General features: G+C 37.3%; 13 protein-coding genes. 4 read left to right on the forward strand and 9 right to left on the reverse strand.

Features of this window, described 5'->3' with window-relative positions; genetic code table 11:
- The first annotated feature begins 67 nt into the window (after positions 1 to 67).
- Positions 68 to 2,101 carry a penicillin-binding protein PBP4(5) gene (gene pbp4 / locus CUS89_RS10040; RefSeq protein ID WP_104872016.1) on the forward strand — a complete coding sequence of 678 codons (2,034 nt, stop codon included), beginning with the start codon at positions 68 to 70 and terminating at the stop codon, positions 2,099 to 2,101.
- A gap of 102 nt (positions 2,102 to 2,203) precedes the next feature.
- Positions 2,204 to 2,488, forward strand: a complete 285-nt coding sequence (locus CUS89_RS10045; protein WP_066025039.1) for a hypothetical protein — start codon at positions 2,204 to 2,206, stop codon at positions 2,486 to 2,488.
- Positions 2,489 to 2,556: 68 nt separating this feature from the next.
- On the opposite strand, the gene CUS89_RS10050 is transcribed toward CUS89_RS10045, so the two are convergent.
- From CUS89_RS10050 to CUS89_RS10065, 4 genes are all read right to left on the reverse strand, one after another.
- Positions 2,557 to 3,708, reverse strand: a complete 1,152-nt coding sequence (locus tag CUS89_RS10050) for a cation:proton antiporter (RefSeq protein ID WP_104872017.1) — start codon at positions 3,706 to 3,708, stop codon at positions 2,557 to 2,559.
- A gap of 174 nt (positions 3,709 to 3,882) precedes the next feature.
- Positions 3,883 to 4,410 carry a DUF308 domain-containing protein gene (locus CUS89_RS10055; protein WP_104872018.1) on the reverse strand — a complete coding sequence of 176 codons (528 nt, stop codon included), beginning with the start codon at positions 4,408 to 4,410 and terminating at the stop codon, positions 3,883 to 3,885.
- A 69-nt stretch (positions 4,411 to 4,479) separates the two neighbouring features.
- Positions 4,480 to 4,830, reverse strand: coding sequence for a DUF2200 domain-containing protein (locus CUS89_RS10060; RefSeq protein ID WP_019724039.1), 351 nt, complete (start codon positions 4,828 to 4,830; stop codon positions 4,480 to 4,482).
- A gap of 143 nt (positions 4,831 to 4,973) precedes the next feature.
- Positions 4,974 to 6,506 (reverse strand): helix-turn-helix domain-containing protein, encoded by a 1,533-nt coding sequence (locus CUS89_RS10065; protein WP_104872019.1) that lies wholly within the window; start codon positions 6,504 to 6,506, stop codon positions 4,974 to 4,976.
- Between the two features lie 129 nt (positions 6,507 to 6,635).
- Between CUS89_RS10065 and CUS89_RS16530 the strand changes: the two genes are divergently transcribed.
- Positions 6,636 to 8,060, forward strand: coding sequence for an LPXTG cell wall anchor domain-containing protein (locus tag CUS89_RS16530; protein WP_104872020.1), 1,425 nt, complete (start codon positions 6,636 to 6,638; stop codon positions 8,058 to 8,060).
- Positions 8,061 to 8,129: 69 nt separating this feature from the next.
- Here CUS89_RS16530 and bsh read toward each other — a convergent pair whose 3' ends face one another.
- The 5 genes from bsh to CUS89_RS10095 form a co-directional block, all read right to left on the reverse strand.
- Positions 8,130 to 9,104 carry a choloylglycine hydrolase gene (bsh, locus tag CUS89_RS10075; RefSeq protein ID WP_104872021.1) on the reverse strand — a complete coding sequence of 325 codons (975 nt, stop codon included), beginning with the start codon at positions 9,102 to 9,104 and terminating at the stop codon, positions 8,130 to 8,132.
- Between the two features lie 117 nt (positions 9,105 to 9,221).
- Positions 9,222 to 9,662 (reverse strand): MarR family winged helix-turn-helix transcriptional regulator, encoded by a 441-nt coding sequence (locus tag CUS89_RS10080; protein WP_065095846.1) that lies wholly within the window; start codon positions 9,660 to 9,662, stop codon positions 9,222 to 9,224.
- 55 nt (positions 9,663 to 9,717) lie between these two features.
- Complete coding sequence (locus CUS89_RS10085) at positions 9,718 to 10,128, reverse strand: organic hydroperoxide resistance protein (protein WP_019723925.1); 411 nt, start codon at positions 10,126 to 10,128, stop codon at positions 9,718 to 9,720.
- 163 nt (positions 10,129 to 10,291) lie between these two features.
- On the reverse strand, positions 10,292 to 11,140 hold the full coding sequence (locus CUS89_RS10090; RefSeq protein ID WP_019723924.1) for a YitT family protein: 849 nt from the start codon (positions 11,138 to 11,140) through the stop codon (positions 10,292 to 10,294).
- Between the two features lie 237 nt (positions 11,141 to 11,377).
- Positions 11,378 to 11,737: a PaaI family thioesterase gene (locus tag CUS89_RS10095; RefSeq protein WP_104872022.1), complete on the reverse strand. Its 360-nt coding sequence runs from the start codon at positions 11,735 to 11,737 to the stop codon at positions 11,378 to 11,380.
- 121 nt (positions 11,738 to 11,858) lie between these two features.
- Here CUS89_RS10095 and menB point away from each other — a divergent pair, with 121 nt between their 5' ends.
- Positions 11,859 to 12,674, forward strand: a complete 816-nt coding sequence (gene menB / locus CUS89_RS10100; RefSeq protein WP_019723922.1) for a 1,4-dihydroxy-2-naphthoyl-CoA synthase — start codon at positions 11,859 to 11,861, stop codon at positions 12,672 to 12,674.
- Positions 12,675 to 12,690: the final 16 nt, after the last annotated feature.

Consider the following 12,690-nt stretch of genomic DNA (forward strand, 5'->3'; position numbering starts at 1 on the left):
CTATTTCCTCTTCTATGTGTTAGAATATCTTTGATTCGTACTTTTAATAAAGAGAGGTATTCAAAACATGAAGAGGAGTGGCAGACAAAAGAAAAAATCGACCGGCATCTATATCGGAGCGGGAATCGTCGTCTTGCTCGCAGCAGCTGGTGGTGGCTTCTTTTATTATCAACACGTTCAGGAACAACAAGCAGTAAAAGCTGGAGAACAAACGATTGAAGGATTTATTGACTCCCTGAATCAGGAAAATTATGAAGAAGCGGTAAAATCACTTCAAGTAGAGAAGGGTAGTGATTTTACTGAACAAGATATTTTAGAAAAATATCAAAACATTTATGGTGCAGCAGAGATCAGAGGGATCAAACTCTCAGACTTATCTGTGACAAAGAAAGAGAATGATACGTATGAGTTTACGTATAAAGCTAAAATGAATACGACGCTAGGTGAATTGAAAGACTTAGCATATGAAGGAACCTTGTCCAAAGAGGGGGACCAAACCAAAATCAATTGGCAACCTAATTTGATTTTTCCGCAAATGGAAGGACAAGATAAAGTCAGCTTGAGTACAGATGTAGCGACGCGTGGTGAAATCTTGGACCGGAATAAACAGCCATTAGCGACAACTGGGAAATTAAAACAATTAGGCGTCGTACCTGCCAAATTAGGTGAGGGTGAGGAGAAAACAGCGAATATCAAAGCAATCGCTGAAGCATTCGATTTGACGGAAGCGAGTATTGAACAGGCGATTTCTCAAGGTTGGGTCCAACCGGATTACTTTGTTCCTTTAAAGATCATTGAAGGGGAAACACCAGAACTTCCCAATGGAGCAACGATCCAAGAAGTTGACGGTCGTTATTATCCACTAGGGGAAGCCGCTGCCCAATTGATTGGCTACGTAGGAGATATCACCGCAGAAGACATTGAGAAAAATCCTGAGTTGAGTAGCACAGGAAAAATCGGTCGTTCAGGTTTAGAGATGGCTTATGACAAAGAATTAAGAGGCACGAACGGCGGGAAATTAAGTGTGACAGATGAAGAAGGAAATGAAAAAGCTGTCTTACTCCAACATGAAGTGAAAAATGGACAGGATATCCAGTTGACGATCGATGCCAATGCGCAAAAAACGGCCTTCGATAGCTTAGATGGAAAAACAGGTTCTACTGTGGTGACAGCCCCTAAAACTGGAGATTTGTTGGCACTTGTCAGTTCACCTAGCTATGACCCAAATAAAATGACGAACGGTATTTCCCAAGACGATTACAAAGCATATGAAGAAGACCCAAATCGTCCATTTATCAGTCGTTTTGCCACAGGTTATGCGCCAGGTTCAACATTCAAAATGATCACCGCAGCCATCGGTTTAGATAATGGTACATTGAATCCAGATGAAGTCTTGACGATCAATGGATTGAAGTGGCAGAAAGATAGCTCTTGGGGTTCTTACCAAGTGACGCGTGTGAGTGATGTACCACAAGTCAACTTGAAAAATGCTTTAGTTTATTCTGATAATATCTATATGGCGCAAGAAACATTGAAAATGGGGGAAGAAGCCTTTAGAAAAGGACTGAATCAATTTATTTTTGGTGAAGATCTTGATTTACCGATCCAAATGAATCCTGCGCAGATCTCAAATGAAGACTCATTCAATTCGGAGATTTTGTTGGCAGATACAGGATATGGACAAGGACAATTGTTGATCAATCCGATACAACAAGCAACGATGTATAGTGTTTTTGCAAATAATGGTACATTAGTCTATCCACGACTAGTCATGGATCAGGAAACAAAAGATAAGAAAAATGTTGTTAGTGAATCAAGTGTCCAAACGATTTTGCCAGATTTAGTCGATGTCGTGCAAGATCCGAACGGAACTGCACACTCGTTAGCTGCTCTTGGCATTCCGCTTGCAGCAAAAACTGGCACAGCTGAAATCAAAGAAAAGCAAGATGAAAAAGGACAAGAAAATAGTTTCCTTTATGCAATCAATCCTGAGACAAATGGCTACTTAGTGATCAGCATGTTGGAAAACAAAGAAGAAGGCGATTCTGCCACTAATCGAGCACCTGCTTTATTACAATATTTGAACCAAAATTACCAATAAATATAGAGTTTGAAATCGGATACAAAACTATTGGTTATTTTCCTTTTCTAGTGATACACTAGTCTATAGAAACGAGTGTAAATAACAAGAGGAGGAGATAAGATGACTGATGTTCCAAGAGCAGTAAAAGCGGAGATGGCAGCTAGCATGTTGAAGATCCAATTTGATAATGGGGAAACGAGATATTTAAAATCACATCTAGCAAAAGAACATGCAGAAGCTTTTTCGATGAAAAATGGCAAGAGAAAGAATAGTTTATTGGCTTCACAAACAACCTGGGTAGGCTCGACTATTGAAATTCAACCAGATGGCACTCTTGTTCTGAATGAAAATGATTATTACTCTCCAGAAGAGTTATGGAACGATAGCAAAGAGCATATTATTTGATCAAAAATAGAGCCTTTCTATTAGATTCGAGAAATCTAGTAGAAAGGCTCTATTTATCTGAGAACGAATCACCCGTGATACACTTTTCTAGTAAAGTATTTAAGAATCAATGGAGAGATCAAGGTACTTAATAAGATTACGATCACAAGTGGAGAATAATATTTTGCTTCAATCAATTGGCTTTGTTGTCCAATTTGCAAGATGATCAACGCCATTTCACCACGTGAGATCATGCCAGCTCCTACCATAAAGGCACTATTCGTTGAAAAACCGGCTACTTTCGCCCCTAGATAACCACCACCAAGTTTAGTCAAGACTGCAACAGTCGTTAGGATCAAGATAAAAATCAATTGTTCCCCAAAGTTGGAAAAATCGACTTCTAGTCCAACACTGACAAAAAACACAGGGATGAACACTGCGTAACCTAATGCTTCAACATTATGGTACACTTCTTCTTTGACGGTCGTTTGACTCACAGCGATCCCTGCAAAAAATGCGCCAATGACTGAACTTAGTCCGATCAAATCAGCAATGTAGGACATACCTAGACATAAAACCAACGAAACGATGATGATTGCAGAGTTGGCATAGATTTTTCCAGCTAGTGACATCAAAAATGGAGCAATCCATTTGACCAATAAAAAAATAAAAATAAAGTAGATCACTTGCTCCAATAATAGAAGCGGTAAAGGGAGGCTACTGCCAGATTCTCCTGTCAAAAAAGATAAGCTGAAACTTAACACTAATACGACAAGGATATCATCAACTACCGAAGCACCTAAGATAGTCGAACCTTCTTTTGTGTTGACTACATGAAGTTCTTTCAATACTTCAACGGAGATACTCACAGAAGTGGCGGCAAGAATGATCCCAAAGAAAATAGCTTCATTCCTTGATACTTGAAAAATTTCACCCGTCAGCCAGCCAAATAATACGGGGAGTATGATCCCTAATAAAGCAACGAACATTCCTGGCCGAAAGTATTTTTTCAACAAAGAAAGATCACTTTCTAGTCCAGCTAAAAACATCAATAAAATGACACCTATTTCTGAAAAATCATGGACGAGGATGTTCGGATGCACCCATCCAAGACCCGCACCACCAAGTAACACGCCAACGAGTAGTTGACCAATTACCGCAGGTACACCAAACCTCCGTGAGAGATGAGAGCCAATGGTTGTCGCTATCAAGATCAAACAGAGAATACCTATAAATTCCATTCTTTTCATCCTTCCTTTCTCAAAAAGAATTTAGTTTATTCGTGTCAAATGACCTCCTAAATAGGATAACATAAATAACGTTATTTATGTAGTATCGTCCATTGGAGGAATAGATGAAAGCGTACAATAAAAAAGGTCAGGCATTTAAGCCCAACCTCGAAGTTAAATAACTAATCAATTGACATACATATTTCTTACTTTGAAGTAGTTGATGATCTCAGAGATTCCCATAAAGATCAAGATACCGCCAAAGATTTGGAAAAGGATCATCAAGCTTTGGAATGGATTAAATAGCAAAATCAATCCACCAATCAGTAAAATCACGCTGTATAATGACCAGCCTTTTGATTTCGTATTCAAACTAATGAACAATTGAAATGCGCCATTTGCTAAGATCATTAATCCTAAAAGAATCGGCAAGATAGAAACGTTTGCTGATGCAAATAAGAACACGATCAGTCCGAAAACCAGAAAAGCAATCGCACTGAAAAGTCCAAACCCCCAAACGCCCGTTTTTTGCTTGTTTTTATAGGCTTCAAATAAATTGATCAGTCCCAGTAAAACAAAATAAGCAGTGATAAGATAGCCGACAAAATTAAATACGGCAGTCGGATTGATGACTATTGCGATACCGGCAATGATATAAATTGCTGCTCGTAAAAAAGCATGTCTTTGAAAATTGCTTCGAATAAGTTCATACATTATTATAACCTCCTTTTTTTTATTTTAACGGTTATTGATGTATAAACCAACTATTAACTAGTGATTCCATTATTTTCTAAGGATTTTTTCCATTTTCTTTCCTTTAGCTAATTCATCGATCAGTTTGTCTAAATAACGGATTTCTTGCATCAAAGGTTCTTCGATATTTTCTACTCTGACACCACAAATAACTCCGGTGATTAATTTACGGTCAGGATTCAATCTCGGTGCCTCAGCAAAGAAAGTTTTGAAATCCTTTTCCAATTGAATCTGTTCCTCTAATTCAGTTTGTCCATAGCCGGTCAACCAATGAATGATTTGGTCAACTTCCTCTTTTGTACGATTTTTTCGTTCTGCTTTCTTGATATAAAGAGGATAGACAGAAGAAAAAGTCATAGTGAAAATACGATGTTCAGTCATAGAAAAGCTCCTTTTTCGATTATTATATAATGAACTGTTCGAAAAGAATAGCTGTAGCTTCAAGTCACGTGAAAGATCAATAGACAGGGGGATATAGATATTAAGATCCCTACAAGAAACATAGACATCTGTATCTGTGAAAATCAATGGAAGTCAGCATAATCACGTTCTTGTTTGATCTCAAAAATATAGGTAGCTAACTGTGCAATCATCTTTTTCCAATCATCTGGACGAACGATGCCGTTTAACAAATAAATCTTTTTGATACTCTCAGGTAGCTGGTTTAGCGGGCAATCACTAATGACGATATCGCATTGTTCCATATAGTAACGTTGGATGACGATCGCCTCTTTTGAAAAAATTTGTTCGATTTTAACAATTAAATCTTTACTGATATAAAAGTCTTTCGTATGATTCACACCGATGATGATCGGTGGTTGCTTTTTGAAACGGTCGTAGAAATGTAGTAATTCTTCGACTACCCAAGAAACATTTTCTTTTTCTAGAAAATCTGGTAGGTAATGCCAATTTTCTTGTCGAAAGTTCTCATAAAATTCAGCTACGACTGTTCTTAAGTGTTCATAGTTTTTCTGATCCTTATAAAGCAAGAAAGTCGGTAAAGGCGTATTCGGCTGTTCGCTATCCAAAAAGGTATTGTGAAGTTTATTGATTGTAAAGGAAAGCGCGTATAAATTTTTTTGTTTTTCAGGTAGCTCTAAAGCGAAATGCTGACTGAATGCTTCAACTAAGTTCTTGGAATAAATCAAATAAGGGAAATCGATTGCTAACAGTCTTTGATAGTGCGTCAAACTTTGCTCTTCACTATCCAATTGAGAAATCGTTAGGCGTGCTAATAAATTGAGTATGATTCGTTGTTCCCGACAAATCGGTAGATCAGGATTCAAAATATCCACATCAGGTTCTATCAAAAGATCAATATACTTAAACTGGCTTAACTCTTTTTGAACATTTTCTAATGATGTCATGGGAAAATTATCTTGGCAAAGTTTCAAGAGAAGATACAACTTATCCAAGACACCACCATTCATCCCATCCAATAAATCTTTTTTAAAGAAGGCATGGAGTGTGTACTCGATTTTTTTTGGCTCTTCCTTGTGATAGGGAAGGGAGGTATTAGCAAAAATCGTCCAATAGACATCTAGGAAACAATATTGGATTTGAATCTCACTACCAGTGATTATTTTCTTTCCCTTACTTGAAAACTTAAAGGAGATTCCATATAAAGCCAAAAATTGGTTGATTGCCTTCATTTTAGAATAGAGATATGAAGGACTGTAATTTGTCATTTGGCTGATCGTGACCATAGAGTTGACTTTCTGACGAAGTAAGGCAGCAATGATTTGGAAATTAGTTGATTCAAAACAATATTTACCAAATAATTCGTAATAACACGTCGCAAGGTCAGCATCGTTCAAAGAAATTTTGACGAATTTCTTGTTTTTCACTACTTCAACACTACTCAAGCCTAAAGAATGAAAATCCTGTTCGATTTCATGAAGATATAAAAGAAAGTTTGAATCAGACATCTTAAAGTAATCCGCTAGATAGTGCGTGGTGATAAAGAACTGATGCTCAGCTAAAAAAAGAAAAATCTCAAGTTTTGTTACATTTTTCTTCTTTAATAAAAACGTTTTGATTGCTTCTTGTGTTTGCATTGAAATTCCTCCGGTTGAAAATTTTACTGAAAATTTCTTTATTTTACACAAAAAAACAGTAAATCTTCCGTATCAATCTATATTATCTTATGTTTAACATGATAATGATATTAAATAGGAGGAATTCTCATGAAATATTTAAGTCTTCTCTTTGCTTCTGTTTTACTGAGTAGTGTTTCTGTATCAGTCGAAGCTGCACAGACAGATGAACAACCTAGCAATGATGTGGCACAACTAGCTGCACATTCAGGCTGGGCAAATGTGAATCAAATCAAATTTTTAGAAGAACATGCTTCAGCAAACTCAGGTATCATGAAACTTAGTCTAGGAGAGACGATCACGGTGAAAGCACTGGTGACTTATTCAGGGGATATCCAACCGATTTTACAGTCTGTTGTTCAATTTGAAAACGTTGATCCAGCCTTGAAGATCGAACATGATCCAGCTTCACTTGTATTCAATAATAAACTAGCAACTTTTACGTTTAATATTACATTGACACAACCAATCAATAGACCTGCTTTATTCTCTGTAAAAGTGGCAGATGGTCAACCTGGAGATAGACATCATTTGACACCATATAGTCAATGTCAAACAGTTGAACAAAAAGCGGGCGGAACAGGTGGCGTGACTGAGCCAGATCCAAATCCAAATCCTAAACCGGATAACCCAGACGAAAATCCAGACGTAACACCGGATAATCCAGATGAAAACCCAGATGTCACACCAGATAATCCAGATGAAAATCCAGACGTGACACCGGATAATCCAGATGAAAATCCAGATGTGACACCAGATAATCCAGATGAGAATCCAGATGTCACACCGGATAATCCAGACGAAAACCCAGATGTAACACCAGATAATCCAGACGAAAACCCAGACGTGACACCAGATAATCCAGACGAAAACCCAGACGTGACACCGGATAATCCGGATGAAAACCCAGATGTGACACCGGATAATCCAGATGAAAATCCAGATGTAACACCGGATAATCCAGACGAAAACCCAGACGTGACACCGGATAATCCAGACGAAAATCCAGATGTGACACCGGATAATCCAGATGAAAACCCAGATGTAACACCGAATAATCCGGATGAGAATCCAGATGTAAAACCGGATAAACCAGAGGGCAACAATGGAAACTATGAAGGAGATAACGGGGAAGATGGAAATGATGGAAATGGTGGACATGGTGATGGAGAAGTGATTGAACCACAAATCCACCCCGAAGGCAAAAAGCCAACGATCACAATACCTGAACAAGTAAAACCATTGTCTCAAATTCGAAAACAATCAATTCCACATATTGATACGACAGATGTACTGGTAAATAAAAAATCGTCTGAAAGTGCGAAAGAAATTCTGCCAGTGACAAAAATAGCTCACTCATTAAATCAAGTAGCTAATGATAAGAATTCTGCAACATCAACAGAGGAAACAACGAAGCAATTACCTAAAACGGGAGAGCACAATCGCTTCTTTACATGGATGTTTGGTCTGCTGATCACAGGAATGAGCATGGTTACTTTTAGAAAAATGAATTAATGATTGTAATAGGTAAAAAACGCCTTGAAACGGAATGTTTCAAGGCGTTTTTGCGTAGAAAATGATTAATCAGTTAACATAGTGGATTTGTTCTTCTTCAATCAACGGATAGGTGAGTAATTCTGTACTATCTAAATCTTCTTTCGTCATATCGACTGCATTGATTTGGCTATTTGTGTAGGTCGTGTAGTAATAGATTCCTTTATCTACATTGCAACAAGAAGAATAGATCGTATACTCAAATTTCCCATTACCAACATCACAGAGGCCTTTTTGTTGTTCGACCGATTTTAGGATATGGAAGAATTGACTAACGCTTTCCTGTTCCGTCGTTGCTTTGACGGAATTTAATTTTGTAAATGCAACTTTAACAAAACGAGAAGCAGATGATAAATCTCCAGGTAAGCCTAATCCACCCATCCCACGAGAATAGACCGATAAATCAAGTTCATCGGAAAAATGGTTTTTAGGGGTAGTCGGTGAGACTGATCGATAGTTATTCAAGTTAAATAATTGATAGTCAAAGGTTGGATTATTTGTTAATACACCGATTGGATTATCATAAATTTTTAAGCCTTCGGCAACTGATTCGATAACAATTGATGTTTCTTGATCCGCTAATATCCAATGAAGAGGAGATAACGGTAGTTCTTCACTGAAATTGATGTTGACTAAATTGATGTCTGCTAATAACGTACGAGCTTCTTCTACATTTTTACATTGACTCAATATCCATGGAATAAATTCAAATGGTGTAATATTGGTCTTTTCAGGATCTTCGTCAAAAAAATGGGCATTCCCAGGGAAATTCAAACCAGCCATACTCAAACCTTTTTCATTTGTTGCATCATAATAGAGGGGGTAGTTATCTACAACTGCTGCCATACCGATGATCGCATAATGAGACTCTTGCTTTGGGACTTTTCGATAAACAAAAGGATAATTTCTTGGAGTGATCGTCACCTGTTCATTATAAGAAACCTCTAAATCCAAATTCCGACCAAAATAATGATCGTTAGTTGTGTAAGTAATAGATGTACACATTATAATAACCTCCTTTTTTTAATTCTATATTAAGCCGATAAAAGGAAAATTACTAATAAAATGATTGCCGCTTCTTATAAGTTGTAAAATCAAGCGAAAAAAAACCCGGTAATTGAATTACCGAGCATCTTGTTCTTTATTAAAATTTTTAAGCATTTTTTTAGTCAAATGAAGCAACATAGATAATTCTTCTTCATCTAAAGGTAAAAATTCAAGGATTTTTTCAGGGATGTCTTTTGCTTGATCTTGCAACAAAAGTCCTTGTTCAGTTAGAGATAGAATAGTTACCCGTTCATCTGAATCAGCTCTTTTACGAGTGATGTACTGCTTAGTAGTTAATTTCTTTATTACAGGAGTCAAAGTTCCTGAATCCAAACACAAGATCTGGCCTAACTCCTTCATGGTGATTTGTTTTCTCTCCCATAAAACAAGTAAAACAAGATACTGCGTATAAGTAAGATCCAGTGGCTTCAACAAGGGTGTATAGTAACGAGTAATTTCTTTAGAGGTGGCATATAAAGGAAAGCATAATTGATTTTTTAGTAATAACTCCTCCAAATAGACCACCTCCTAATGTGCTACTTCATAGCATACTTGTTTTTTCTAAAAAAATCTAGTTCTCTACGGCTGTCAAAGTAACTTCAATATTGCCAGCTGTTGCTTTTGAATAAGGACAAACTTTATGTGCAGCTTCTAGTAATTCTTGTGTTTCTTCAATTGATAAACCTTCAACTGAACCTTCGATCTCAACACCTAAAACAAAACTCATTTCACTTTCTGCATATAGAGATACTTGAGCGCTGATCGTTGATGCACCGTCAATATTTTTTTGTGTTTTGATCAAGTCTAGTGCGCTATTGAAACATGCACTAAAACCAGCGGCAAACAATTGTTCCGGATTTGTTGCATCGTCTACACGTTTACCTGGAGCTGCAATGTTAAGCTCGAATGAGTGATCTGGACTGTGTACTTCCCCAGAACGTCCGCCAGTATTGATCATTTTTGTTGAATACATTTTTTTCATTAAAAAATCACTCCTCTTTTTATATTTGATACAATTAAATTGTACACAATTTAATTAGGTAGAGCAATTAACTTGCTTGTAAAAAAGTCTACTCCTGATTTATGAATAAAAACCAAGAGTAGACTTTTTTAAAGGAATAGGTCCGTTCATTTTAATTGTGACATCATTCGATCGGATGGTACGTAAATCCACTACCCATGACTTCTGCTACACTATTGACGATGACAAAAGCATTCGGATCGATTTCTTCAATTATCGGTTTGACTTTAGAAAATTCTTGGTCAGTGACAACCATCAATAAAACTTCTTTTGATAGATTACTATAACCGCCTCTAGCTTCTAGGATCGTGAACCCACGTCCAATCTCTTGACTTAAACGTGTATGGATTTCTAAAAGATGATTCTCGCTTAGAACCATGATCGATTTTTGACGATTGGTTCCTGTTTCAATGTAATTCATTACGATGGATGTAATTACGATCGACAGAATCGCATAGAGAAATTCATCAAATCCAAAAACAAATAAGGTTAAGGAAACAACGACAGCGTCGGTCATCAAAAGTCCAATGGAAGGACTCAAATTGAAGTATTTTTTGAAGATCAGGGGAGGGATCGTGGTACCGCCACTAGATGAATTATTCTTGTATAAGATAGCTACACCTAAAGCAAAGATCGCACTACCGAAAATGACTGACAAGAGACGATCAGGCGTGATCATATACTCTGGAACGATCTCAATGATCGCTGGGAAGACTAAACTACCAAATAATACTTTAAAGAAAGGTTTCTTGCCTAAAAAGACCAAAGCTAAGACTAACATGATGATGTTCAAAACCAGTATGACTGTTGCTCGGTTCAACCCTAAAGCTGACTCAAGTAAAATACCAAGTCCACTTACGCCACCAGCTGCAATGTGATGCGGACCTAAAAACATGTTGATACTGATAGCTAAAATAGTTAAAGCAAACACTATTTTAATGTATGTCCAAATTATATTTCTACCGTGTTTCATTTATCCACTTCCTACTATACATTTATTTCCAACTATTTTCATTATACATTAATTTTGTATAAAAGTTAACAAAGTTGAAAAAGAAAGTTAGATAAACCTAACTTTATGATGAATCGTTAAAAGATAAAATGGGTCGAAATGGTGGACACCAATTAATAAAAACAATTATGAAATGGAACAAAACGTGTATTTTTTGCTTCATACTGACTCGATATTTATAGAAACTATTTATAAAAGCTAATTGACCAGCAATGTGCATTGACCTGTAGCGATTTTCAAATCATTATCTAAATAAATCGTTGCCTGCCAAAAGTGAATAGTTTTCCCGACTTTTTCAGGATGTGCGACCACTTTCAATGTACCTGCAGAGGCTTTATTCAAGTGTTGGACTTGCAGATCGATCCCTACAGCAAAGTGGGGGGCTTGTAAATATTCGTTAGCCCCAATGCTACAAGCCGTTTCGATCAATACAGCATTGATTCCCCCATGCAAATAGCCATAAGGTTGGTGATGCTTTTCTTCAATTGCTAAAGTCAATTGGACTTCTTTAGGTGTAACTGACAGTATTTCGACTCCAAGATGTTGTAATAGATCCATAATTCTGCTCCTATCTAGTTTTTTTTAGTATAACAGAAATTCTAAATTTATTTTAAGATACTCAAACGTTTTCTTTTTTCTTGTGTATAATAAATTTAATGAATTTTAGGAGGAGATAGAGATGAGAGAATGGAAAACAATCAAGGAATATGACGAGATCCTATTTGAACAATACGGGAAGATTGCTAAGATAACGATCAATCGCCCAGAGGTCCATAATGCTTTTACACCAAAAACAGTTTTTGAGATGATCGAAGCTTTTACGATCAGTCGTGATCGTCAAGATATCGGTGTCATTATTTTAACAGGAGCTGGTGACAAAGCATTCTGTTCAGGTGGTGATCAGAAAGTTCGAGGAAATGGTGGGTATGTTGGTGAAGACCAAATTCCGCGTCTGAATGTACTAGATTTGCAACGGTTGATCCGAGTCATTCCTAAACCAGTGATCGCGATGGTCAAAGGTTGGTCGATTGGTGGTGGGAATGTCTTACAGCTTGTGTGTGATATCACAATTGCAGCAGAGAATGCGAAATTCGGTCAAACCGGGCCTAACGTTGGCAGTTTCGATGGTGGCTATGGGTCAGGTTATTTGGCTCGGGTCGTTGGACATAAAAAAGCGAAAGAAGTTTGGTTCATGACAAAGCAATATAGTGCCGAAGAAGCGTTAGCAATGAATTGGATCAATACGGTCGTACCGATCGAACAAGTAGAAGACGTGACGGTTGAATGGGCAGAAGAGATGTTGAAGAAAAGCCCCTTAGCTCTACGAATGATCAAAGCGGCAATGAACGCAGATACGGATGGCTTAGCAGGTATCCAACAATTGGCAGGAGATGCGACGCTTCTATATTACACGATGGATGAAGCACAAGAAGGGCGCGACGCATTTAAAGAAAAAAGAGAACCTGATTTTGACCAATTTCCTAAGTTCCCTTAAACCTCAACCTAATAGC

Origin of the sequence: Enterococcus mundtii (assembly GCF_002947535.1) — a bacterium.
Lineage (GTDB): Bacteria > Bacillota > Bacilli > Lactobacillales > Enterococcaceae > Enterococcus_B > Enterococcus_B mundtii_B.